23 protein-coding genes are annotated in these 24,723 nt (G+C 66.6%); 10 read left to right on the top strand and 13 right to left on the bottom strand.

The genetic code is table 11. The features are described 5' to 3' along the window. Positions 1-3: 3 nt before the first annotated feature. The 13 genes from ACQ66H_RS09925 to ACQ66H_RS09865 form a co-directional block, all read right to left on the bottom strand. Complete coding sequence (locus tag ACQ66H_RS09925; protein WP_430433883.1) at positions 4-981, bottom strand: PEP-CTERM sorting domain-containing protein; 978 nt, start codon at positions 979-981, stop codon at positions 4-6. Positions 982-1,101: 120 nt separating this feature from the next. After that, positions 1,102-2,889 (bottom strand): ABC transporter ATP-binding protein, encoded by a 1,788-nt coding sequence (locus ACQ66H_RS09920; RefSeq protein ID WP_430433882.1) that lies wholly within the window; start codon positions 2,887-2,889, stop codon positions 1,102-1,104. A 118-nt stretch (positions 2,890-3,007) separates the two neighbouring features. After that, on the bottom strand, positions 3,008-3,754 hold the full coding sequence (locus ACQ66H_RS09915; protein WP_430433881.1) for an ABC transporter permease: 747 nt from the start codon (positions 3,752-3,754) through the stop codon (positions 3,008-3,010). Then, the gene (locus ACQ66H_RS09910; protein ID WP_430433880.1) at positions 3,754-4,986 is read right to left on the bottom strand and encodes an ABC transporter substrate-binding protein; all 1,233 of its coding nucleotides are present in this window, start codon (positions 4,984-4,986) and stop codon (positions 3,754-3,756) included. Before ACQ66H_RS09910 ends, ACQ66H_RS09915 begins: the two co-directional genes overlap by 1 nt. Positions 4,987-5,014: 28 nt before the next feature. Further along, positions 5,015-5,830, bottom strand: a complete 816-nt coding sequence (locus tag ACQ66H_RS09905; protein ID WP_430433879.1) for an ABC transporter ATP-binding protein — start codon at positions 5,828-5,830, stop codon at positions 5,015-5,017. Then, positions 5,827-6,924: an acyl-CoA dehydrogenase family protein gene (locus tag ACQ66H_RS09900; RefSeq protein ID WP_430433878.1), complete on the bottom strand. Its 1,098-nt coding sequence runs from the start codon at positions 6,922-6,924 to the stop codon at positions 5,827-5,829. Before ACQ66H_RS09900 ends, ACQ66H_RS09905 begins: the two co-directional genes overlap by 4 nt. Then, positions 6,921-7,481 (bottom strand): carboxymuconolactone decarboxylase family protein, encoded by a 561-nt coding sequence (locus ACQ66H_RS09895; protein WP_430433877.1) that lies wholly within the window; start codon positions 7,479-7,481, stop codon positions 6,921-6,923. Before ACQ66H_RS09895 ends, ACQ66H_RS09900 begins: the two co-directional genes overlap by 4 nt. A 158-nt stretch (positions 7,482-7,639) precedes the next feature. Further along, entirely contained in the window at positions 7,640-7,990 is a 351-nt protein-coding gene (locus tag ACQ66H_RS09890) for a thioredoxin family protein (RefSeq protein ID WP_430433876.1), read from the bottom strand. Between the two features lie 152 nt (positions 7,991-8,142). Then, on the bottom strand, positions 8,143-10,044 hold the full coding sequence (locus ACQ66H_RS09885; RefSeq protein ID WP_430435616.1) for a family 2A encapsulin nanocompartment cargo protein cysteine desulfurase: 1,902 nt from the start codon (positions 10,042-10,044) through the stop codon (positions 8,143-8,145). 1 nt (position 10,045) lies between these two features. Further along, positions 10,046-10,975 carry a family 2A encapsulin nanocompartment shell protein gene (locus ACQ66H_RS09880; protein WP_019918395.1) on the bottom strand — a complete coding sequence of 310 codons (930 nt, stop codon included), beginning with the start codon at positions 10,973-10,975 and terminating at the stop codon, positions 10,046-10,048. Between the two features lie 113 nt (positions 10,976-11,088). Continuing rightward, complete coding sequence (locus ACQ66H_RS09875; RefSeq protein WP_430433875.1) at positions 11,089-11,382, bottom strand: helix-turn-helix domain-containing protein; 294 nt, start codon at positions 11,380-11,382, stop codon at positions 11,089-11,091. Next, complete coding sequence (gene epsC, locus ACQ66H_RS09870) at positions 11,379-12,344, bottom strand: serine O-acetyltransferase EpsC (protein ID WP_430433874.1); 966 nt, start codon at positions 12,342-12,344, stop codon at positions 11,379-11,381. Before epsC ends, ACQ66H_RS09875 begins: the two co-directional genes overlap by 4 nt. Before the next feature lie 55 nt (positions 12,345-12,399). After that, entirely contained in the window at positions 12,400-12,894 is a 495-nt protein-coding gene (locus ACQ66H_RS09865) for a rhodanese-like domain-containing protein (protein WP_024300463.1), read from the bottom strand. Between the two features lie 297 nt (positions 12,895-13,191). Here ACQ66H_RS09865 and ACQ66H_RS09860 point away from each other — a divergent pair, with 297 nt between their 5' ends. The 10 genes from ACQ66H_RS09860 to ACQ66H_RS09815 all read left to right on the top strand — a co-directional run bounded on the left by ACQ66H_RS09860 (position 13,192) and on the right by ACQ66H_RS09815 (position 24,692). After that, a complete protein-coding gene (locus ACQ66H_RS09860; protein ID WP_430435674.1) occupies positions 13,192-13,347 on the top strand; it encodes a hypothetical protein in 156 nt (51 codons plus the stop codon). A gap of 32 nt (positions 13,348-13,379) precedes the next feature. Then, a complete protein-coding gene (locus tag ACQ66H_RS09855) occupies positions 13,380-14,186 on the top strand; it encodes an EAL domain-containing protein (protein ID WP_430433873.1) in 807 nt (268 codons plus the stop codon). A 79-nt stretch (positions 14,187-14,265) separates the two neighbouring features. Then, a complete protein-coding gene (locus ACQ66H_RS09850) occupies positions 14,266-15,270 on the top strand; it encodes a sulfate ABC transporter substrate-binding protein (protein WP_430433872.1) in 1,005 nt (334 codons plus the stop codon). Between the two features lie 20 nt (positions 15,271-15,290). Further along, positions 15,291-16,406 (top strand): sigma-54 interaction domain-containing protein, encoded by a 1,116-nt coding sequence (locus tag ACQ66H_RS09845; RefSeq protein ID WP_430433871.1) that lies wholly within the window; start codon positions 15,291-15,293, stop codon positions 16,404-16,406. A gap of 323 nt (positions 16,407-16,729) precedes the next feature. Beyond that, positions 16,730-18,922: a pyruvate kinase gene (locus ACQ66H_RS09840; RefSeq protein ID WP_430433870.1), complete on the top strand. Its 2,193-nt coding sequence runs from the start codon at positions 16,730-16,732 to the stop codon at positions 18,920-18,922. Continuing rightward, on the top strand, positions 18,919-19,890 hold the full coding sequence (locus ACQ66H_RS09835) for a sulfotransferase (protein ID WP_430433869.1): 972 nt from the start codon (positions 18,919-18,921) through the stop codon (positions 19,888-19,890). The genes ACQ66H_RS09840 and ACQ66H_RS09835 overlap by 4 nt, the downstream gene beginning before the upstream one ends. Then, positions 19,887-20,618 (top strand): TSUP family transporter, encoded by a 732-nt coding sequence (locus ACQ66H_RS09830; protein ID WP_430433868.1) that lies wholly within the window; start codon positions 19,887-19,889, stop codon positions 20,616-20,618. The genes ACQ66H_RS09835 and ACQ66H_RS09830 overlap by 4 nt, the downstream gene beginning before the upstream one ends. A 12-nt stretch (positions 20,619-20,630) precedes the next feature. Continuing rightward, positions 20,631-21,242 (top strand): HD domain-containing protein, encoded by a 612-nt coding sequence (locus ACQ66H_RS09825; RefSeq protein ID WP_430433867.1) that lies wholly within the window; start codon positions 20,631-20,633, stop codon positions 21,240-21,242. Between the two features lie 2 nt (positions 21,243-21,244). Continuing rightward, positions 21,245-22,183 (top strand): hypothetical protein, encoded by a 939-nt coding sequence (locus ACQ66H_RS09820; RefSeq protein WP_430433866.1) that lies wholly within the window; start codon positions 21,245-21,247, stop codon positions 22,181-22,183. A 385-nt stretch (positions 22,184-22,568) separates the two neighbouring features. Beyond that, positions 22,569-24,692 carry a carboxy terminal-processing peptidase gene (locus ACQ66H_RS09815; RefSeq protein WP_430433865.1) on the top strand — a complete coding sequence of 708 codons (2,124 nt, stop codon included), beginning with the start codon at positions 22,569-22,571 and terminating at the stop codon, positions 24,690-24,692. The last annotated feature ends 31 nt before the right edge of the window (positions 24,693-24,723 follow it).

The raw sequence follows: 24,723 nt of genomic DNA, 5'->3' as shown, positions 1-24,723 counted from the left end.
CGATCAGTCAACTTCGCGGCGGCGCACGCGGCCGAGGGCTGCCACCATTCCCAGTCCCGCCGCCATCAGCGCCCACACACCCGGTTCCGGCACCGGCCCGACGACCGCGCGGCCACCGCTGCCATAGAGCGCGGCACCGGCCTCCGGCGTCCAGGTGGCGCTGAAGGAATTGAATGAGTCGAAGAACTGGCCGTCATCCGTACCGAAGACGTAGGCGGACATGAACAGATCCTCTCTCAGGTCCACACCCTGGGTGGCGGCCGTGAAATTGAGGTCATAGGCGAAGTTGTACACGCCGTCCTGGTCGTCGTCTTCCCACACCAGGTTGAACAAGGGATTGAACACCGACTGGCCGGACGGCCCGGCAATCATCAGCGGTTCCAGCGTCAACTGCCCGGTCGTCAGGTTCTCGGTGGAGAACCAGCCGTAGGGTTCGAGCGGCCCCTCGCCCTGTTGCACCGCGAAGTGGAAACTGTGGAAGGCGCCCGCCGACCACAGTGCATAGGACACGCTGAAATTGGCGCTGCCCGCGGTGAACTGCCCGTTCTGGTGCAGCTCCACCGCGAACGACACCGGCAGGGGCACGGCTGTTCCACAGGAATCGGCATCGCAGACGAAGCCTTCGTCGCGGTAAAACAGCTCCGAATAGACATGACCATTGACCGGCGTCCGGGCGCTGACTTCGATCTTCGCGGCGAGCTGGCCGTCCTCGAAACCGATCTGCGAGCGCGCGTGATTGTCGGTATCGAGCCAGGCCGAGCTGGCGCCGCTCCAAAGCGACGTGTCCCCGTTCCATGGCTGGCCGTCCGACAGCAGACTGCCACCCGGCAGACTCACATAGCTCCAGCTGCGGAAGGTGTCGTCCGGCGCGGCCTGCGCAGCGCCGCTCAGACCGGCGCCACTCAACAGCAGGGCGACACCGGCGCGCGACAGTGTGCGACCGAAGGGCGTGCGGAACGCGGAAAGTAGTATGGATGGCATGACAGGCTCCGTCGGCAAGGAAGAGTCGGCAGCCCGCATGCGGAGCCGCCGCGGACGGCGCGTCAACGCGCCGCCTCTTTCTTTTTTAGGCCTGCAGTAACGAGCGGAACCTGACTTCGATCAAGGAAGAGACCGGACGCAATGCGCAGGTCGCTCCCCGGTCTGCAGCCGCCACAGCGAGGCGTAGATGCCGTCGAGCGCAAGCAGCTGGTCGTGGGTGCCGGATTCGGCGATGCGACCGGCGTCGATCACGTGGATGGTGTCGGCGTGGCGCACCGTGGACAACCGGTGCGCAACGATGAGCGTCGTGCGGCCGACCACCAGCCGGTCCAGCGAGCGCTGTATCGCCGCTTCGGTTTCGTTGTCGACCGCCGAGGTGGCTTCATCCAGCACCAGTATCGGCGGGTTCTTCAGGATCGCGCGCGCCAGCGCCAGCCGCTGCCGCTGGCCGCCGGACAGGCGCAGGCCGCGTTCGCCCACCGGCGTGTCGTAGCCCTGCGGAAGTGCCGTGATGAATTCATGCGCCTCGGCCGACCTCGCCGCCTCGATTACCGCCTCGCGCGTAGCGTCCGGCATGCCGTAGGCGATGTTCTGCGCCACCGACGCGTCGGCGAGGAAGGTGTCCTGCGCGACATAGCCGATGGCGCGGCGCAGGTCCTGCAGATTCAGTTCATTCACCGGCACGCCATCGAGCAGCACCCTGCCCCGCTGCGGCTCGTAGAAGCGCAGCAGCAGCTTGATCAGCGTGCTCTTGCCACCGCCGGTGCTGCCGACGAAGGCCGCGCTGCGGCCGGCGTCGATGCGCAGGTCGATGCGGTCCAGCGCCGGCCGGGTCGTTCCGTCGTAAGCGAAGGACACCTGGTCGAAAACCAGTTCGCCGCGCACCCCGGCGCGCGGCAGCGGGCGCCCTTCGTAAGCGATGTTCACCGGCGTCTGCAGCAGGTTCATCACCCGTTCGATCGACGACATCGAGCGCTGATACAGATCGGTCAGGTCGGCCAGCCGGGTCAGCGGCCACAGCAGGCGCTGGGTCAGATACACCAGCACCGAATAGCTGCCGACGCCGATGTCGCCGTTCAGCGCCATGAAACCACCGTACAGCAGGGTCACCGTGAAGCCCGCGAGGATGGCCATGCGGATGACCGGCGTAATCGCCGCCGACAGCCGGATCGCCTCGCCGTTGCTTACGCGGTAGTCGTCCGATCCCTGTTCGATGTGGCCGGCCTCGTACTCCTCCGCGGCGTAGGCCTTCACCGTCGCGATGCCCTGGATGTTGTTGTTCAGTCGCGCCGCCAGCGCGCCGGCCGCCTCGCGTACCGCGCCGTAGCGCGGCGCCAGCCGGCGCTGGAACCAGAAGGCGCCGTACAGGATGAGCGGAACCGGCACCAGCGCGAGGAAGGCCAGCTCATGCGTCAGCACGAAGAACACGCCGCCCACCATCAGCGAGCCGACGAACACCTGGATCAGGTCGTTGGCGCCGCCGTTAAGGAAGCGCTCCATCTGGTTGATGTCCTCGTTCAGCACGGCCAGCAGATTGCCGCTGCGGTTGCGCTCGAAATAGGCCATGTCCAGCTTCTGCACGTGGCGGTAGGCCTCCATGCGCAGGTCGTGCTGCAGGTTCTGCGCGAGGTCGCGCCAGCGCACGTCGTACAGGTACTGGAACAGCGACTCGCCGACCCACACGACCACCGTGATCAGCGCCAGCAGCACTAGCTGGTCTTTCGGCTCGACGATGCCGACGCGCGCGAGGAAGCTGGCTTTCTGGTTCACGACCACATCGACCGCAACGCCGATCAGCACCTCCGGCAGCACATCGAAGAACTTGTTGAGAACGGAATACAGCGAGGCAATGCGCACCTCGCGGCGGTAGTTGCGCGCGTGCGAGAACAGGCGGGAAAGCGGATGCATGGCAGGCTCGGGGAAGATTTCGGGCAGGCCGCTCATCGATGCCGGCGGCGTGCCGCCATCATGACAGACGACCGCCCCTCCGGGCGGCCGCAGGTGTACGGCACAGCGGCGCCTGCGCTCAGCGGTGCAGCCAGCGGGCGTGCGCGCTGCGCGCCAGGTGATCGAGCGCGTAACCGAGCGCACCGACCAGCACGATGACCGCCATCAGTTCCGAGTAGGCCAGCCGGTCGCGCGTGTCGAGAATGAAATAGCCCAGTCCGGCCGACACGCCCAGCATTTCGGCCGGCACCAGCACGATCCAGATGATGCCGATCGCCAGTCGCACGCCGGTCAGGATGTGCGCGGTGATGCCGGGCAGCACCACGCGCAGCACCGTCTCGCGCCGGGTGGCCGACAGGCTGCGCGCCAGCAGCAGCCAGTTCGGATCGAGCTGCGCCACGCCGGACGCGGTATTGAGCAGGATGGGCCACACCGCGGCAAAGGCCAGCAGGAAGTAGACCGGCGCGTCACCGACGCCCAGCACCATCACCGCGAGCGGCATCCAGGACAGCGGCGACACCATGCGCAGGAACTGGAACAGCGGCGTCGTGCCCTGGGCGAACCGGCGCGACAGCCCGGTCAGCACTCCGAGCGGCACACCGATGACGACAGCCAGCAGCAGTCCGACCGCCACTCTCTTCAGGCTGACGAGCACGTGCGGCCACAGCTCGCCGCTGCCGAGCAGCTGCCACAGCGCGTCGGCCGACGGCGCCGGCGCGAAATCGGCCGCGATCGGCATGCCATGCGCCAGCCACGCCGAGCCGGCCAGCCACAGCAGCAGCGCGCCCAGCAGGCCGGCCAGCGGGAGGATGAAACGCGCGCTCATCACACCCGCACGACTTCCCTGCGCCGCAGGTCGGCCGGAAGGCCGAACACCGAGGGCCCACCGACCAGGTCGATGGCCCGGCGCACGAAACGGTCATCGACCAGGTCGCGCGCGACGAAGGCCGGATCGAGCGCATCGAGGAACTTCGTGTCGCCCTCGACCCGGGTCTGCTTCACCGCGCGCACCAGCTCTTCGGTATAGGACGGGAAAGGATAGGGCTGGAAGTCGATGCGGCGTTGGTACCAGCCCTTGTTCTTCACCACGCCCGACGCCTCGTAGCTGGCGTAATCGGTGGCAGCCAGCACCTTGGACAGCACGGGCAGCGCGTGCGGTGTGTACTTGCCCTCGCCTGCCGCCGACAGCAGCTTGGCGGTATCCAGCTGGTTGCTGCGCGTCCACAGCTGGGCACGCACGATGGCGTTGGTAACGCGCTGCGCCCACTCCGGCCGATCGCTGGTGTCGCGCTCGGACAGGAAGGTGACGCAGCACGCGTGGTTCTGCCACACGTCACCTGAGAAGCGCAGCACCTTGCCCACGCCCTTGGTTTCGGCCAGCGCGTTAAAGGGGTCGGCCACGATGTAGCCGGCGATGGACTTGCCGGCCAGTGCCGACACCATTTCCGCAGGCGGCAGCACGATGAGGTTCACCTCGTTCGCGGCCAGCTGCGCCTCCTTGGCCTTGGTCACCGCCGTCAGACCGTTCGCGCGCAGCACCTGCTGCAGCAGGATGTTGTGGATCGAGTACCAGAAGGGCACGGCCACCGTGCGGCCGCCCAGATCGGCGACGGTCGAGACCGACGGATCGACCGTCAGCGCCGAACCGTTCACATGGTTCCAGGCGACGATCTTCGCCGGGAATTTCGAGCCGTAACGCACCCACAGCGCGGCTGGCGTCAGCAGGTGGATCACGTTCACCTGCCCGGCAACGAAGGCCTCGACGATCTGCGCCCAGCTGCGGAACAGCCGCGGCGACTCGGTCCTCAGGCCTTCCGCCTCGAACAGCTTGCGCGCGTGCGCCACCAGCAGCGGTGTCGCATCGGTAATCGGCAGGTAGCCGATCTTCACCGGCTGGTCGTCGCCCTTGAAGGCCTGCGCACGCGCGTCACCGGCACGCAGCAGCGGCGCCGCCACGCCGGCCAGCGTCAGTGCGCCCAGCTTCAGCATGTCGCGGCGCGTCAGCCCGCAACCGCAATCGGACGAAGCGCAGATATGCAGCTTCCCATCCTTGTTCATGTCATGTCCTCTTCTGATGGTCTTGGTTTCAATGCGCGCGCAGCACCTGCAGCGCGTTCAGGATGTCCAGCCGCAAGGCGGTCACGGCCGCAGGCTGCGCCTCACGCGGGCGCTCGATATCCACTGTCCATTCGCGGACGATGCGGCCAGGCGTTCCGCCCATCAGCAGGATGCGGTCGGCCACCAGGATGGCTTCGTCGATGTCGTGCGTGACCAGCAGCGCCGCGGTGTGCCAGCGATGCACCAGCTCTACCAGCAGCGCCTGCATCTCGGCGCGGGTGATGGCGTCGAGTGCGGAGAACGGTTCGTCGGCAAACAGTAGCTGCGGCTCGCGCGCCAGCGCGCGGGCAAGGGCCACGCGCTGCGCCATGCCGCCGGACAGCTGCGCCGGATAGCGATGTCCGTGTCCCGCCAGCCCCACCGCGGACAGCGCATGCTCGATGCGCGCGGCGCGCTCGCTGCCCGCCAGTCGCGGTTGATGCTCGAAGTCGAGGCCGAAGCCAACATTGCCCGCCGCATCAAGCCAGGGCAGCAGCCCCGGCTGCTGGAAAACGAGTGCGGCGCGCGGATGCGGCGCCCGCAGCGGCTCGCCGAGGAAGTGGATGTCACCCGAGGCGGGCGCCTCCAGCCGTGCCAGCACGCGCAGCAACGAAGACTTGCCGCATCCGCTGCCACCCAGCAGGCAGACGATCTCGCGCGGCCGGACCTCGAGCGACACACCGCCGAACACCGGCCTGCCGCCGTCATAGGCGTAGGCCAGATCACGTGCCAGCAGCGTGGACACCGGCGCGGCGAGCGCCGCCGGCTCCGGGCGCAGCAGCGCCTTGGGCACCGCTGCGTTCACGCCGCCCTCGCCTGCGCCTGTGCGCGCTTCAGCAATTCGCCCTGCAGTTGGGTGACGCTGGGCGTGATGACCGGCACGAAAGCCGATTCCTGCAGGCGGCGCGCGAAACCGAACTGCGGATCGACCAGATAGGCGCGACCGCCGCTGGCCTGCAGTTCGAGTTGCACCGCGCGCTGCACCGTGTCGGCCAGTGCGATGCGCAGCCGGAACAGCGCCGCGGCGTCGCTGACGAAGCGCTGTGCAGCCAGGCCGTCGAGCAGCGCCACCACCTGCTTGGCCAGCGCGTCGCCGACCGCGTCGAGTTCGTCCTGCAGCGTGGCGCGAGCACTGCTGCAACGCGCCTGCGCGGCGGCCAGTGCGGCGCGCGCTAAGCCGATGGACAGGCCGCACTGCAAGCCGAGAAAGCCGGGGCGCACGCGCGGCAACCAGTCACGCGCGTCCGGCGCGATCACGTCGGACGCGTCGATCAGCGCGCCATCGATGTTCAACGCAGCGGTATTGCTGCCGCGCATTGCGATCAGGTCGAGATCGGCCGTCCGCGATACGCCGGCGTGGCAACCGTCGAGCGCAACGATGAAGGGCGGCTCGCCTTCGCGCGACGACACCGCCGCCGCGAACACGAAACCCGACTTGCGCAGATTGGTCACCCAGGGCAGCTTGCCGTCCAGACGCCAGCCGTCGCCGGTGCGGCTGGACTCGATCTGCAGCGATTCGATGCCGCACAGGAATTTCATTGCGTTCGACAGGCCCGTCGCGCCGGCGTGCTCGCCGGCCAGCAAGGCCGGCAGCCGACGTTCGCGCAGCGCCGCGTTCGGGCTGGCGAGCAGGTATTCGATGAAGGCGCGGTGACCCCAGAACACGAAGGCAGCCGTCAGCGAATGCTCGGCCACCGCAGCGATGGCCTCAACCGCGTCGCCGGTGCTGCCACCGGTTCCGCCCATCGACTGCGGCACACCGATGGCGAACAGTCCGGCGGCGGCCAGCGCGGGCAGCAGCGCCTCGTCGTCGGAGGTGCCGTCGTTCAGTGCCGGCGCATGTTGCTGCAGCCAGTCGCGCAGGCCGTCCGGCAGCCGTCCGTGAGTGTTCGTGCTCATGCCGTCAGCACACCGGCACGGAAGGGTTCGAGCTGCGGATTGACCGGGCTCTGCGCCAGATTGTTGGCGAAGTTGCACAGCGTCGCCAGGCTGATGCCGAGGATGACTTCGAGCGCCTGCGCGGGCAGGAAACCGGCGCCGGTAAACTCCGCCAGCGCGGCATCGCTGACCGCACCACGGGTGGCAATGACCTCGCGGGCGAACGCAGCCAGTGCGTCGAGTCTCGCATCACCGACCGGACGCCCGTGCTGCAACGCGACCACCGCCGCCTTGTCGAAGCCCGCCTTCTTCAGCGCAATGGCGCTGTGGCCGGCCACGCAGAAGTCGCAGCCGTGGATGGTGGCGGCGGTGATCTGTACCACCTCGCGTTCGGCCAGCGACAGGCTGGCGCGACCGTTTATCTCGCCCACCGTCAGATAGGTTTCGAGCGCGACCGGCGCGTTCGACAGCGCGGCGATCAGGTTGGGCAGGAAGCCGTTGTTGGCGATCACGCGCTCGACGAGGGCACGGCTTCCTTCGGGTGCGGTTTCGGCGGTGTGCAGGGTGAGGCGGGTCATGTTGATTCTGCGGAACGCAGGCTGTTGCGATCCGCAGAATCTAAGTGTCACACCGCCCCAAACCAACCAACTTAATCTGCAAAGCTTTGCATCATTGGGAACAGCAATCGATAGGCAAGCAGACCTCTCGATGCACGCCGAGCATCGAGAACGGAAGGTCAGCCACCCGTGAGTGCCAAGACAAGAGCAGGCGCTCGTGACACCAGTGCGTCACCCGGGTCGGCAAGAAGAACGCCCTCGTCTGCGCTTCGACACAGGCGCATCGCAACTTCGAGGAATGGCGCTATGGGTCCGGCAAAACGGACCTCGCTGTCGTCATCAAGAATGATCAGGGTTGGCAAGCTCTCGATCTCGATATCCAGATGTGCAAGCAACTCGTCATGTACTTCGATGTCCACCCACCGGCATTGGTCGGCGGCACGCTTTGCGCTTACCTCGTCGAAGGACGCGCGAAAGTCGCGGCAGGTGCCACACCACTCGGCGCACAAACAGAAAACGGTGAGACTCATCGCTGAATCCGGTCGTCAGGACGTAAACGCGCACGATACGACGCTCGAGCCGGGATCCGGAAGCACGTGCATGCATGGAACGATAACCCGTCTGACTTGGGTGGGTGCGTGAATTCACGCACCCACCGTCTGGTGCGTTCGATTTGCCGGGTTCACCCCCTGCGTTGCCCCGCCAGCCGCCGGACAACGTTGGCGAAGCGGTCAACTTCCTCGCAGGTGTTGTAGAACGCCAGCGAGGGACGCACCGTGGTTTCCAGGCCGAAGCGACGCAGGATGGGCTGCGCGCAATGGTGACCGGTGCGCACGGCGATGCCTTCCTCGTTCAGCGCCTGGCCGACTTCGTCCGTCGTGTAGCCCTTCAGCACAAAGGACAGCACGCTGGCCTTGTCGGCCGCGGTACCGATCAGCCGCACGCCCGGAATGTCGCGGATGGCGTGCGTGGCATAGACCAGCAGGTCATGCTCGTAGCGCGCGATGTTTTCGATGCCCACGCGATCGACATAGTCCAGCGCCGCACCCAGCCCCACCGCGTCGGCGATGTTGCCGGTACCAGCCTCGAAACGCGCCGGCGGCGGATGGAAGATCGTGCGTTCGAAGGTGACGTCCTGGATCATGTTGCCGCCGCCCTGCCAGGGCGGCATGTCTTCCAGCACGTCGCGCTTGCCGTACACCACGCCGATGCCGGTGGGGCCGAAGATCTTGTGGCCGGAGAACACGAAGAAATCCGTGTCCAGCGCGCGCACGTTCACCCGCATGTGCGACACCGACTGCGCGCCATCGACCAGCGTTCTCGCGCCGGCACGATGCGCCAGCTCGACGATCTCCTGCACCGGCACCACGGTGCCCAGCGCGTTCGACACCTGCGTCACCGCCACCAGCTTGGTCTTCTCGTTCAGCAGCCGCTTGTACTCCTCGAGCAGCACCTGACCGCTGTCGTCAACCGGGATCACGCGGATCTTCGCGCCCTTCTCAGCTGCCAGCTGCTGCCAGGGCACGATGTTGGCGTGGTGTTCCAGGTGCGACACGATGATTTCGTCGCCGGCGCCGATATTCTTCGCACCCCAGCTCTTGGCCACCAGATTGATCGCCTCGGTCGCGCCGCGCACGAAGATGATTTCCTCGACCGAACCTGCGCCGATGAAGCGCGCCACCTTCTGCCGCGCCGCCTCGTAGGCATCGGTTGCCCGGGCGGCCAGTTCGTGCGCCGCGCGGTGGATGTTCGAGTTCTCGTGCGCGTAGAAGTAGGCCAGCCGGTCGATCACCGCCTGCGGCTTCTGCGTTGTCGCGGCGTTGTCGAACCACACCAGCTGCTTGCCATTCACGCGCTCGGCGAGTATCGGAAAGTCCCGCCGTACCGCATTGACGTCGAAAGGCGGATAACGGCCGGCGTCGGCATTCGGCACCCGGCCGGCGTGACCGACCGTGGGCGCCGCCTGGCTGTCGACGAAGTAGTAGGCCGGCGCCGAGGGCGCGGCCGGCTGCACCTCGCGTGACGGCTCGGCCAGCAGCCCGCGCAGCGCGTCGTCGCCGGGCAGGCCGAAGGACCGGGCACTGACGCGGTCATCGACCTGTGCAGGCGCCGACTGCAGCGCGCTCGCCTCGCCGAGGAAATAGTACGGCGACGACGGCGCCGAAGCACCGCCCGGCTGCGGGAAGGCGGACGCGCCACCGAGCGGCGGCAGCGCTGCCGCGTAGGCCTCGGGCACGCCCTGTGCAACGCCCGCGCGCGGCGAGCCGACCGGGTAGGCGTCGGCCGCCACGTCGGGCACATGATTCTGCGCGGTCGCGTGCGGTATCAGCTTCGGCGACGAGGCGCCCAGCGACAGACCGTGCTGCGGTGCGACCGGCGCGGCCGCCGCAGCCGTGCTCGACGGCGCGCTGGCCGGGACCGGCGGCACTGGCGATTGCGGTGTCGGCGCCGGCGCAACAGCCAGCGGTGCATCGAACGAAGGCGGCGTCTGCCCGGGCAGCGCGGCGAACAGCTCGCTGGCCAAGCGCGACAGCACCGACTCGTCCGGCGCGCCGGGCGGCAGCGGTGAGCTCAGACCGCTCACGTTACTGCTTGTAGGTGTCGGGATACTCATGGTACTTGCCGATCTCCACGTCATCGAGCACAGCCAGCGCGTCTTCGGTCAGCACGGCCAGAGAGCAATACAGCGAGATCAGGTAGGACGCGATCGCGTTGCGGTTGATGCCCATGAAACGGACCGACAGGCCCGGACTCTGTTCACCGGCCAGACCCGGCTGGAACAGGCCGACCACGCCCTGACGCTTTTCGCCGGTGCGCAGCAGGATGATCTTGGTCTTGCCGTCCTCGACCGGCACCTTGTCCGACGGGATCAGCGGCAGGCCGCGCCAGGTCAGGAACTGCGAACCGAACAGGCTCACGGTGGGCGGCGGCACACCGCGGCGGGTGCATTCGCGGCCGAAAGCGGCGATCGCCAGCGGATGGGTCAGGAAGAAGCCGGGCTCCTTCCACACCTTGCCGATCAGGTCGTCCAGATCGTCCGGGGTCGGCGCGCCGGTCAGCGTCGAAATGCGCTGGTCGTCGTGCACGTTCGCCAGCAGGCCATATTCGGGGTTGTTGATCAGTTCGCTTTCCTGCCGCTCCTTGATCGTTTCGATGGTCAGACGCAGCTGCTCCTTGATCTGGTCGTGCGGGCTGCTGTACAGGTCGGACACGCGGGTGTGCACGTCGAGCACGGTGGTGACCGCATTCAGGAAGTACTCACGAGGCTGTTCGTCGTAGTCGACGAAGATCTGCGGCAGTTCCGCTTCGTCGCGCTGCGAGCACGCGACACGCACGTCCTGCGGGTTCTTGACGCGGTTCACGCGGTAGATGCCCGCCTCGACCGGCAGCCACTGCAGCAGATGAACCAGCCAGCGCGGTGTGATGGTCGATAGCTGCGGGACGGTCTTGGTGGCGTTGGCAAGCTGGCGGGCGGCGTTGTCGCCAAGCGCAAGCTGTTCGGGTGTGTCGGCCATGAAAGGCTCCTAGCAAGGGGGAGGGTTATGCAAAAAACTGCTAAGCAAATATCTATTTCTTCTATGCAGCGTTCAACCGGCTATAGCCACCAATCGGTTCGTCGTCCGTCCGTTCAGGCTATCGTGTGCTGCACGGCAGCTGGCAGCTCGTCCATGCGTTCGCAGCCGTCGAGCAGATCGCCGGCCGGCAATTCGAGCGCCAGCGCGAGCTTGACCACCGTGGCGAGCGAGGGCATCGCGCTGCCGCGCTCGACATCGCCGAGGTAGGAGCGATTGAGTTCGGCGCGCTCTGCCAGTACCTCCTGCGACCAGCCGCGCAATTCGCGCGTCCGCCGCACCGCACGGCCGAAGCGCCGCGTCAGCGCCTCGGCCAGAGGTGGCGTCGGCCTTCCGTGCCGGGCTGTCATGGCTCGACCAGTTCCGCCGCGACCGGCACGTTCTGCAAATTGGCCTGCGTGACCTGGCTGCCGGGCGGCACGCTGCGCGTGAGCCACACATTGCCGCCTATGGTGGAACCCCGTCCTATCGTGACGCGGCCAAGGATGGTCGCTCCGGCGTAGATGACCACGTCGTCCTCGACCACCGGATGACGCGGCAGCCCTTTCTGCAGCGTGCCGGCCTCGTCTGCCGGGAAGCGCTTGGCGCCCAGCGTGACCGCCTGGTAGAGCCGCACGCGCTCGCCGATTACCGCGGTTTCACCGATCACGACACCGGTGCCGTGATCGATGAAGAAGCCGGCGCCGATCTGCGCCCCAGGGTGGATGTCGATGCCTGTGCTCGAGTGCGCGGCCTCAGAAATGATGCGTGCAACCAGCGGCACGCCCAGCGCGTACAGCTTGTGCGCAATGCGGTGATGAATGACGGCGAGTACGCCCGGGTAGCACAGCAGCACCTCGTCCACGCTGCGCGCGGCTGGGTCGCCCTGGTAGGCCGCCAGCACGTCGGTGTCGAGCAGCGCACGCAGGCCGGGCAGCGACAGTGCGAACTCGGCAACGATGGCGCGAGCGAGCAGGTTGACGTCAGCCTGCGGAGATGCCGCACGACGCGCGTCGTAGCGCAGTTCCAGCCGCACCTGGTGCAGCAGCGCGTTGAGCGCGGCATCCAGCGTGTAGCCGATGTAGAAGTCCTCGCTTTCCTGATGCAGATCGGACGGGCCGAGCCGCATCGGGAACAGCGCACCGCACAGCGCCTCAGCGATATCGCGCAGCGCCTCGCGCGACGGGAATTCGCGCGCGCCGCACTCTGTCGTGCGCTGCTGCGCGCCACGCCAGCGGGTGCGGATGTCGTGCAGCTCGGACACGATGCGATCGAGCTGCCACGACCCTTCGGAATCGGTCGCCCTCGTGAGGCCGCCCTTCTTGAGTGTCATTCGGGATCTCCGATACGGGTTCTGAAAGCGCAGCCGCGAAAGCGCCTGCCATGCGTCAGTCCTGTTGCCAGGGCAGGCCGCTGACCACCCAGCCGCCACTGTTGCGACGCTGGCTCTCGGCGTTCAACTCGCCTTCGAAGCCTTCGAGCACGTTGAACACGTGACGGAAGCCGGCTTTCGCTGCAGCCTCCGCGGCAGCAGCCGAACGCTTGCCGCTGCGACACAACAGCAGGATGACCGCGTCCTTGCCAACCTTGGCTTCCAGTTCCTTGACGAAGCGCGGATTGCGCGTCATCGATGTGCCCGTCGCCCAGGCGACATGGATGCTGCCGGGCACGTGACCAACAAACTTGCGCTCCTCTGCGGTCCGTACGTCCACCAGTACGGCGTCGCCCGCCGACACCAGTGCCCAGGCCTGGTCCGGCGTGATGCCGCCGGCGTACAGCAGCGCGTCGTGCTCGGCTCGCTCGCGGGCAATCGAAAGCGGTGGTGCTTGAAGCACCGCCGCACTGGGTGAGGACGCAAGGGCGTCCGCAGTTGCAGCAGTCATGACTTCCTCCTCGGCGTGGCGACACCGGCGATACGCCGCCTCGCGGGCGGTTCCTGCATCGGCCGGAGCGGGGCGGACGCAATGGCATCGCTCCCGGTGACGCCAATCTATCGGTCGTACAGGCGCACTCAAACCAATTGAATTTCAGAACGAATGCACGAAATGCTTTGCGCAAAATCAGCTAGCGCATCGACCACGCCATGTGGTGGCGGTCGGTCCGAGCTCAGTCAGGTCACGCATGTGCATAAGCTCAGCAGGATTAATTGGTTTGACCGCTGACGTCGGCCGCATAGATTCGTGGCCATGAACTTCCTTGGACGCCGCCGGCTGCGCCGGCCCGAAAAACGCCCCGAGGCCCGCGAACCGCTCCCGCTCGGCGACAAACTCCTGGCGGCAGTGATCTTCGCCTTGGGCATCGCCCTGCTCTACCGCACCTGGCTGCTGGTCGAATGACACTCGCGCCGCTTGCCCTTCACGGAGACACCATGAACACCGTCAACACCACTCGGTCGGCGCTCGAGCGCTACCTTTGCGCGCTGCCGCGCATCGCCGACGGCGATCACCCACTGTGGGCGACGCCCGATGGTCGCGTGGCCGGCCGCTTCATGCGCAGCAGCCTGTCCTCCGTGTTCCAGCCGCTGCGTCGGCTGGACGATGGCGCGCTGGCCGGTCATGAGGCCTTCGTCCGCTCCTTCGACGCCACCGGCGGCGATCTGTCGCCGTGGAACCTGTTCGCCAACGCGGCGGAGGACGACGCACTGATAGAGCTCGACCGCCTGTGCCGGACGCTTCATGTGCTGAACTACTTCGGTCGCCCAGGCGACACCGGAAGCCTCTTCCTGAACGTCCACGGCCGCCTGATGCTGGCCGTCGGCGAAGACCACGGCAGCGCCTTCGGACGTGTGCTGTCGGCGCTGAAGATCGAGCGCCGCAAGGTGGTCATCGAATCGCCTGACGCCATGACCAGCGACTTCGCGATGCTGGCCTACGTGATGCTGAACTACCGCTACAACGGCTATCGCATCGGCGTGAATCTGCTGAACGCAGGGCAACTGGACGAACTGCTGCGCCACGTCCGGCCGGATTTCGTCAAGCTCGACGCCGGGCGCGACGACACGCTGCGCGATCTGCCGCAGCACGCGAAGACCTGCGCCCGTCACGGCATCGAGCTCATCGTCCGCCGCATCGGCAGCGACGCCACGCTCGCCCGGATACGCGCGGCCGGGGTGCGCCTCGGCCAGGGCTATGCGCTCGGTCATCCCGCGCCGGCCGCAGCATTCCCGAATCCCTGATAAGCACATCGTTTCTTGTTGGTTCACGCGCCCTGCCCGACTGCCTAGGCTGCGTGTTCTCGATTCCACCGGAGCCATCATGCACACCCGCCGCACAACCCTGATTTCCGCCGCCCTGCTTGCACTGGTCACCGTTGCGCTGCCGGTGCGGGCGCAGACCACGCTGCTCAACGTGAGCTACGACGTGTCGCGCGAGCTGTACAAGGACATCAACCCGGCTTTCGCCGCGCACTGGAAGACCCAGTCGGGCGAGACGCTGACGCTGAACCAGTCGCACGGCGGATCGAGCAAGCAGGCCGGCGCCGTGATCGGCGGGCTGGAAGCCGACGTGGTGACGATGAACCAGTCGCCGGACATCGACATCCTGGTGAAGAACAGCCTGGTGTCGGCCGACTGGCGAAAGCGCCTGCCGAACGACGCCACGCCCTACACGACCACCACCGTTTTCCTGGTGCGCAAGGGCAATCCGAAGGCGATCAAGGACTGGTCCGACCTGACCCGCGCCGGTCTGCAGGTCATCGTGCCCAACCCGAAAACCTCGGGCAACGGCCGCTACACCTATCTCGCCGCCTGGGGCTATGCGCTGAACAAGGCGAACGACGAGGCGGCGGCCAAGGACTTCGTCAGCAAGCTGTTCGCCAACGTGCCGGTGCTCGACGGCGGTGGCCGCGGCGCCACCACCACCTTCACCCAGCGCGGCATCGGCGACGTTCTGGTCACCTTCGAGAACGAGGCGGTGCTGCTGGACAAGGAACTGGGCGGCGACCAGTTCGACATCGTCTATCCGTCGCTGTCAATCGAGGCGGCCGCCCCGGTGGCCGTGGTGAACAAGGTGGTCGACAAGCGCGCCACCCGCAGGCAGGCGGAGGCCTATCTGCAGTACCTGTACTCGGCCGAAGGCCAGGACATCATTGCCCGTCACCACTTCCGCCCGCGCAGCGAGGCGGCGCTGAAGAAGTACGCCAAGCAGTTCCCGCCGGTGAACACATTCACGGTCGAGGCGAAGCTGGGCGGCTGGGATGCGGTGCAGAAGACGCACTTCGCCGACGGCGGCATCTACGACCAGATCGTCACCCGCCGCTGAACCGGACCGCGCCCCGCCCGATGAGCCAGAACGCCGCACTGCAGAACGGAAAGCGCCTCACCTTCGCTCGACCGGAGGAGATGGCGCTGTCCATACGTGCCACCGCGCTGGTGTTCGAGGACCCGGCGTCAACCGCGCTGCTGTCCGACATCGAGCTGATCGGGGCACGCGAAGTGACGGCGATGATCATCGGCGAGACCGGCACCGGCAAGGAACTGGTGGCACGACACATTCACGCGGTCAGCGGTCGCACCGGCCCCTTCGTCGCCGTCAACTGCGGCGCGCTGAGCGAAGCACTGATCGACGCCGAGCTGTTCGGCCACGAAGCAGGTGCCTACACCGGCGCCTCGCACGCGCGCGCCGGATGGTTCGAGGCGGCCAACGGCGGCACTCTGTTCCTCGACGAGATCGGTGACATGCCGGCAGCGCTGCAGGTGAAGCTGCTGCGCGTGCTGCAGGAGCGGCAGGTGGTGCGCCTGGGTTCGCGCAGCGCGATATCGGTGGACGTAAGGCTGATCGCTGCCACCAACGTGGACCTGTGGCGGGCGGTGAACGCCGGCCGCTTTCGCGCCGATCTCTACTACCGCCTCAATGTGGCGCCGATCAAGCTGCCGCCGCTGCGCGAACGGCGCGGAGACATCCCGCCGCTGATCGACTATTTCGCCGCGCAATACGCGCGCCGGCTCGACATTGCCGACGTCAGTTTCACACAGCGCGCCCGCAAGGCGCTGGTCGCGCATGACTGGCCGGGCAACATCCGTGAGCTGGAAAACGTCGTCCACTACGCGCTCATCGTCAGCCGCGACGGCCGTGTCAACATCGACGACCTGCGCCTCGCCAACGCTTCGCTCGCCCCCGCAGCGCAACCATCTCCGACATCTCCGGCCGACACACCCGAGCAGTTGCTCGAACGCATCGCGGGTGACCTGCGGCGTCTGGTCGAGCTGCACGTCCCCGCGCTGCACGATACCCTCGAGAAGCTGCTGGTAAGCACTGCATTCGAAGCCTGCCGGCACAACCAGGTCCATACGGCGGAAGCACTGTCGGTGTCGCGCTACGTGCTGCGCACCCAGCTCAAGCGGCACGGCCTGCTCGACGTCGCGCGTCCCCGTACGGCAGTCCGCAGCGTCGCCTGACGCCCACCTCGTCCCGCAGCAGCGCCCGCACCGGCCCTTCCGGTGTGGGCATCTGCACGTCCAGTCCTGCGCAGCATGGAATGACTGCCGCATTGGCATTGCGCACAGTCAACCGCAGCCGGCGGCGCCCCGACTGTGGCAATCGCCGCAGCGCCGCCCGCACCACTGGGCGCAATTGCACAGCCCATGCGGTACTTCATCACGCCCATCAGCGCAAATACGCAAATCCGTCACGAAAACGTCATTGCGATGGTGTGGCACGGCTCCTGCTATTCAACAGTCAGGGCCGCATCTTCGGCCACTGCACGAGACAGGACATCGACATGAGCACCACCGACAAGGAAATCCTCTGCACCCTCGGCCCGGCATCGCTGAACGACCGCGTGCTCGCACGGCTGGAGGAACTGGGCGTCAATCTGTTCCGCATCAACCTGTCGCACACCAAGCTGCAGGACCTGCCGCGCGTGATCGACTACATCCGCAGCCGCACCGCGGTGCCGATCTGCCTCGACACCGAGGGCGCGCAGATCCGCACCGGCGACATGCTGAACGGCGAGATCGCCGTACGCGAGAACAGCGTCGTGCATGCGCACAAGCTCCGCGTACCCGGCGACGCGTTCAACTTCAATCTCTACCCGGAGGACGTGATCGACAAGCTGGAAGTCGGCGACTTCATCAGCATCGACTTCAATTCAGTGCTGGTGCAGGTGATCTCGCGTGACGACGCCAAGGTGACGATGCGCGTGCTGCACGGCGGCGTGATCGGCCAGAACAAGGCGGTCACCGTCGAGCGTGACATCCCGCTCGACACACTGACGGCCAAGGACATCGCGGCACTGGAGTACGGCCGCTCGGTCGGCATCCGCCACGTCGCGCTGTCCTTCGCCAATCGCGGTTCGGACGTGGAGCAGGTGCGGGCGCTGGTCGGCGACGACACCTTCCTCATATCCAAGATCGAATGCCGCAACGGCTTGATCAATCTGGACGAGATCGCCGAGAAGTCGAACGCGCTGCTGATCGACCGCGGCGACCTGTCACGGCAGGAGCCGATCGAGCGCATTCCACGGCTGCAGAAGCTCATCATCGCGCGCGGTCAGGCGCGCAAACGCAGGGTGTACGTCGCCACCAATCTGCTCGAATCGATGATCACCGCCCCCAAGCCTACACGGGCCGAGGTGAACGACGTGGTCAACACCTTGCTCGACGGCGCCGACGGACTGGTACTTGCGGCGGAGACCGCGATCGGCAAGGACCCTGTCGGCTGCGTGGCGATGATCGTCAAGCTCATCCGCGAGTTCCGCGTGCTGAACGAGCGCCTGCCGGCGGCGCACAAGGACACGCTGGTCTACACGCCCACCGATCCGACCTCGCTGCTGATCGAGCCGCATGGCGGCGTTCTGGTCAATCGCGTCAGTGCGGCAGCGGCCATCGATGATCTTGCCGCGCTGCCGAGGCTGGCGGTGCGCGACACCGAACTGCTCGACTGCCAGCAGATCGGCGTCGGCACCTTCTCACCGCTGACTGGCTTCATGGACCGCGATACGCTGCACAGCGTGCTGCATCGCAACCGCCTGCCCGACGGCACGGCGTGGACGGTGCCGCTCATCCTGCAGGTCGACGAAGCGCAGGCACGTCGGCTGTCGCCGGGCCAGCGCGTGGTGCTCACCGACGACCGCGGCGACGCCCACGCGGTGCTCGACGTGACGCAGATCTACCGCTACGACCTCGCCGAACTGTCGCAGCTCGCCTTCGGCACCACCTCGTCCGACCACCCGGGTGTGGCGCGCGTGCTGCGCAACGGCGACTGGTTCGTCGGCGGCGACATCACGCTGATCGAGGAGCGTCCGTCGCCCTGGCGCGAATTCGAACTGACGCCGCGGCAAAGCCGCTTCATCTTCGCGCACAAGGGCTGGAGCAAGGTGGTGGCCTTCCACGGCCGCAACATCAGCCACCGCGTGCACGAACACCTGCAACTGGAGGCGCTGGAGCGCACCAATGCCGACGGCCTCTTCATCAACCCGGTGGTCGGGCCGAAGAAGCCGGGCGACTTCCTGCCGCGCCCGCTGATCCGCAGCTACCAGATGCTGATCGACTTCGGCATCTACCCCAATGGCAAGGTGCTGCTCGGCGCACTCGCCACCTACCCGCGCTATGCCGGCCCGCGCGAGGCGGTATTCAATGCTCTGTGCCGCAAGAACATCGGCTGCAGCCACTTCATCGTCGGTCGCAACCACGCTGGTGTCGGCGACTTCTACGACGACAGCAGCTATCGCGCGCTGTTCGACGAACTGGGCGACACCGGTGTCACGCCGGTGTTCTTCGACGCCATCGGCTACAACCCGGCCACCGGCGCCTACGAAAGCGGCGTGACCGACGACGCCCACTCGATCAGCGGAACCCGCGTGCGCGATTCGCTGCTGCGCGGCGAACCGCTGCCGGACTGGTATGTACGCGGCATCGTGCAGGACATGATCAGCGCCGAACTGAAAGCGGGCCAGCCGCTGTTTCACGCATGAGCAGGCGGGCAACTGACGCGATGGGACAGTTCTGGCTCAAGGTGGACAAGACGGTCCGCCATCACGCGAAGAAGACGCTGACCGACCTGCGCGGCGCCTGGTGGGACCGCACCCGACTGCGCGCCGAGCGGCCGGTGTTCGTCGTCAGCGGCAGCCGCTCCGGCACGCAGATGCTTTATAAGACGCTGACCGAATCGCCGGCCATCGGCTCGCTGAACCGTGAAATCTATGCCGTATGGGATGCGCTTCACCACCCGTCCGACAAGAACTGGGAAAGCCACGTGCTGGAGGCGGCGGATGCGACGGACGCCGACCGCGATCTGATCACCCGCTACTTCTATGCGCATACCGGGCGCACCCGCTTCGTCAACAAGAACAACCAGCATGGTCTGGCCGTGCCCTATCTGCACGCGCTGTTCCCGGACGCCACTTTCGTCTACATCAAGCGCAATCCCGGCGACACGCTGAACTCGATGATCGAGGGCTGGGGCATGCCGGAGCGCTTCGGCAGCTGGGCGCGCGATCTGCCTGCCAAGGTCGCGGTCGACGACGGCCGCTACACGCGCTGGTGCCACTACCTGCCTCGCGGCTGGCGCAATTACCTGAAGGCGCCGGTCGAGGAGGTATGCGCCTTCCAGTACGAAGCCATCCATCGCGCCATTCTCGACGCAAAGAGGCAGATCCCGGCCGAGCAGTGGATAGAGGTGTTCTACGAGGACATCGTGCGTGAGCCGACCGAGGGCATCTTCGAAATCTTCGACCGCCTCGAACTGCCCTTCGACGCGCGCATCGAGCGCCATGCAAAGGCACTGCTCGACAAGCCCTACGACCCGCTGTTCGAGATCCGTCTTGAAAAATGGCGGCAGCACGCGCACCGCGAACGCATCGAACGCGTGCTGCCGTCGCTGCACAGCATCGCCCGCGACATGGGCTATCCGGAAACCTTTACTGCGGACAAGGCGGCATGACTACGATCGAACCACTGCTGTTCATCCCCATCGTTGCCGTCGCGCTGGTGCAGTCGGTGTTCGGCGTGGGCGTGCTGCTGTTCGGCACGCCCATCCTTATCGTGATGGGTTATGACTACCCGACGGTGCTGGCGACGCTGTTGCCGATCTCGATCGGCATCAGCCTGTCACAGATCGCGCGCGACGCGCGCAGCGTCGATGTGCACTTCATCCGCGGCATCCTGCTATGGACCGTGCCGTGCATCGTGCTTTTCCTCATCGTCGCGCTGCGCGCCGGCCAGAGCTTCGGCCTGCTGATCGCCGCGCTGCTTCTTCTGTTCGCGCTGAAGAACCAGTGGCCTGCCCTGCGCGTCGCGATCGACCGCACCGCACGCTTCGAGCGCACCTGGCTGGTGTGCATCGGCGTGATGCACGGCCTCACCAATCTGGGCGGCTCCCTGCTCAGCATGCGCGTGCAGCAGATGAATCATGGCAAGGAGGTGGCGCGCGCAACCATCGCGGCCGCATACGTGCTGTTCGCCGCTTTCCAGCTGGCGACGCTGACCATCACGCGCCCCGAATCCCGCGCGCAGCTGGGCAACAGCCTGATCTACGCCGCGGCCGGTGTCGCGGTGTACCTGTTCGCCAACGAATTCATCTTCAAACGGATCAGCAATCAGGGCTACGCGAAAGCCTTCAACGGCTTTCTGCTGTGCTCGGGCCTGCTGGTCGCGCTCAAATCGATCTGAGGGCACGCATCCATGGACCTTCCGTCCCCGCTCCCCCGGCTGTTCGCCGCGCTGAACTTCGCCGCGCTCAAGCACAGCGGCCAGCTGCGCAAGAGTGCCGACATGTCGCCCTACATCAATCATCCGATTTCGGTGGCCGACATCCTCGCCCGCGAAGGCGGCATCGCAGACCCGGACACGCTGGCCGCCGCGCTTCTGCACGACACGCTGGAGGACACCGACACCCATGTCACCGAGCTGGAAAGCCTGTTCGGCGCACAGGTTTCCGCCGTGGTGGCCGAACTGACTGACGACATGACGCTGCCCAAGCCCGAACGCAAGGCGCTGCAGATCCTGCTCGCACGCGACTACAGCGAGCGCGCACGGCTCGTGCGCCTGGCCGACAAGATCGCCAACGTGCGAGACGTCACCCACAACCCGCCGGCTCACTGGTCGCTCGAACGGCGGCTGCGTTATCTGCTGTGGGCGGGCGAAGTGGTCGGTTCGCTGCGCGGCGTGCACGCCGCGCTGGAAAGCCGCTTCGACGAAGCGCTCGAACAGGGTTTCGCGCGACTGACCGCACTTGCCGACAGCGAGGCCGCCAACCTGCGTGCGCCGGCCGGCAGCGCACTGACCGGATCCTGACCATGCCTTCACTCCGCGACGCTTCCAGCGCCTACACCGCCCCGGTCGGCGACGATGCCCGCACGCTGGCTTCGGGCCTCGCGCGCCGCCTGTCTCGCATCACGCCCGAGCGCCTGCTGCGCCACGGCAGCATCCAGCTGGAACGGGCCGGCAAACGCATTGCCCGCACGCTCACGCTGCACCCGGTACGCACGAAGCGGCCCGTCTTCATCAGTGGCTCGAACCGCTCGGGCACGCAGATGGTGTGCCGCGCGATCGGCAATTCGCCGCACGGCTGGGACTACCCGGAAGCCGATTTCTCGATCGCCTTCGAGCGCTATTCGCTGCGCTCGCACGCGGTAATCGAACGGCTGATCGACTTCGCGCCGGCGCCTTACGTGAGCTTCGGCAGCATCCTCGATTCGCAGTTCACCGACGCCCTGCTCGACCGTTTCGACAATTCGCGCGCGATCTGGGTGTACCGCCGCTACGAGGACGCGGTGAATTCGTCGATCCGCAGCTGGGGCAGCCACCAGAAGAACATGATGCGGCTGGTGTCGCAGGGCAAGCTGTCCCACCTCGGACCGCGCGGCCTGCGTATTGCCGACGACACGGTGGCGCTGATCCGAGGACTGTACAGCGAATCGCTGAGCGACGAGGAATGCGGCTGCCTTTACTGGTACATGCGCAACCGCGTGTTCTTCGATCTCGGCCTGGACCGCGACCCGCGGGTGATCGCGCTGCAGTACGAGGACGCGGTACTGCACCCGGAGCGCAGCTTCCGCTCCGTGTTCCGCTTTCTCGGTGGGCCGTACCACGCGTCCGTTGTGTCCGACGTGTTCGCCACCTCGGTCGGCAAGCAGGGCTGGCGCGGTGTATCAACCGAGATCCGTGCCTTGTGCGACGCGCTGAAGGCGCGTCTGGACGCCGAACACGCGCGCACCCTCGGCGGCTGGGGCTGAACGGGGGCGTCGCTGCGCTACGAATGCGCAGCCACACCGATAAGCATTTCACCGGCAGAGAAATAAGCTCAGCAGATTTTCCTGGTTCGCGTCGCGCCGGTGCGCGTCTAGAGTGGCGCCGTCCATGCACGCAGACGGAGGCCTCACGATGAAAGCCCGCTTCAATCCGCGGCCACAGCGGCCGCGACACGCAGCGACGGGCCGCCCGGCCCGTGTCGGCGCACACGCGCCGCGCTGAGGCGCCAGCGCCCCGCGCGCGCCAGACGAGAATGAAAATACGCCCTGACCCGGACACTTTCACACCGGTCGCCGAACAAATGGCCGCTGTTCGAGGTCGATGGCACATACTTCCTTCCTCGTTACCGCACGTGCCGGAGCTCGTCCGATGAAACTGAAATCCCTCTGCCTGCTGATCGGCATCGTCGTCTCGACCAGTTCGACGTTGCACGCTGCAACATCTACAGCCCCCGCGCCGCTGCTGCGCCCGGTCGAAGCGCACGCGCTGGCGGCCCAGGCCAGCGCCGAACTGCTGTCGCGCTTCCACTACCAGAACGTGCCGCTGGACGACGCCATGTCGTCGCGCATCCTCGATCGCTACCTGAAGACCCTGGACCCCGACCGCGTGTACTTCATGCAGTCGGACATCGACACCTTCAACTCGGTACGCCTGCTGCTCGACGACGCCATCCGCCAGCAGAACCTGGCGGCGCCGTTCGCCATCTACGCCCGCTACTCGCAGCGCCTGCGCGACCGCCTGACCGAAGCGCGCGCGCTGCTCGACAAGGGCTTCGACTTCGAACAGAACGAAAGCTATCGCTACGTGCGCGCCGACGTGCCGTGGGCGAAGTCGGAAGACGAACTGCGCGACCTCTGGCGCAAGCGGGTCAAGAACGACTGGCTGCGGCTGAAGCTGGCCGGCAAGGACGACGCGGCCATCCGCGAAACGCTGGGCAAGCGCTATGACCTGGCGCTGACCAATTCGAACCGGGCGAAGAGCGATGACGTGTTCCAGCTCTTCATGAACGCCTATGCCGAGTCGATCGAGCCGCATACCAGCTACCTCGGACCACGCGCGGCCGAGGATTTCGCCATCAATATGAAGCTGTCGCTGGTCGGCATCGGCGCCGTGCTGCAGGAACGCGACGAGTACGTGACCATCCGCGAACTGGTTGCCGGCGGTCCGGCTGCGCGTTCGGAGCAGATCAAGATCGGCGACCGCATCGTCGGCGTCGCCAAGGACGAAGCGACGCCGATGGCCGACGTGCTCGGCTGGCGCGTCGATGACGTGGTCACGTTGATCCGCGGCACCAAGGACACCACGGTCGTGCTCGACATCCTGCCGGCTGACGCCGGCCCGGACGTGAAGCCGAAGCGGATCAAGCTGGTGCGCGACACCATCAAGCTGGAAAAACAGGCGGCTGCAAAATCGGTGATCGACGCCGGCGGCCAGAAGGTGGGCGTCATCACGCTGCCGACCTTCTACCAGGACGTCGAAGCCAAATCGCGCGCCGATGCGGACTACCGCAGCGCCAGCCGCGACGTGGCGAAGCTGCTGGCCGAACTGAAGGCGGACAAGGTGGGCGCGGTGCTGATCGACCTGCGCAACAACGGCGGCGGTTCGCTCGACGAGGCGATCCGGCTGACCGGCCTGTTCATCGACAGCGGCCCGGTGGTACAGCAGCGCAATCCGAAGGGGCAGATCCGGGTCGAGAAGGACAACGACTCTGGCGTCGCCTGGGACGGCCCGGTGGGCGTGCTGATCAACCGCGCCTCGGCCTCCGCCTCGGAAATCTTCGCTGCCGCGATCCAGGATTACGGCCGCGGCGTCGTGATCGGCGAAACCAGCTTCGGCAAGGGCACGGTACAGACCCTGCTCGACATGGACGAAATGGCCAAGAGCGAAAAGCCGACCTATGGCGAACTGAAAATGACGGTCGCCCAGTTCTTCCGCGTCAATGGCGGCACCACGCAGTTGCGCGGCGTCACGCCCGACATCCCGCTGGCACAGACGATGGACCACGAGCGCATCGGCGAGTCGAGCTACGACAACCCGCTGCCGTGGACGCAGATCGCACCGGCCGATTTCCGCCCTGCCGGCAAGCCGCAGGAACTGCTGCCGCTGCTGTCCGCCCGCCATCAGGCGCGCGTGTCCCAGGACAAGGGCTATCGCGAACTGCTGGAAGATCTCGCCGAGAACGAGGCGCTGCGCAAGCGCACCGAGATTTCGCTCAATGCAGCCGAGCGGAAGAAGGAGCGCGAAGCGCAGGAAGCACGCCTGAAGGCCCGCACGCAGTCGCGCGAGGGCGCCGACGCCGAACCGATACGCGACGACGGCCTGCAGGCCGGCGAGCGCGCGCTCGGCGCCGAACTGGCGGCCGAACAGTCGCGCAAGGCAGCGCGCGACGTACTGCTCGACGAAGCGGCCCGCATCATGGGCGACGTGGTCAACATCCTGCGCACCGACACCGCGCTGGCGCGCCGCACCGCCGGCGTGGCGGTCACGCCCTGAGCATATATATAGAGAGTTACTGGATCACCGA

Source organism: Methyloversatilis sp. (assembly GCF_965284615.1).
Lineage (GTDB): Bacteria > Pseudomonadota > Gammaproteobacteria > Burkholderiales > Rhodocyclaceae > Methyloversatilis.
The sequence above is the reverse complement of the archived record's forward strand: the minus strand, read 5'-3'. Positions and strand labels throughout refer to the sequence as shown.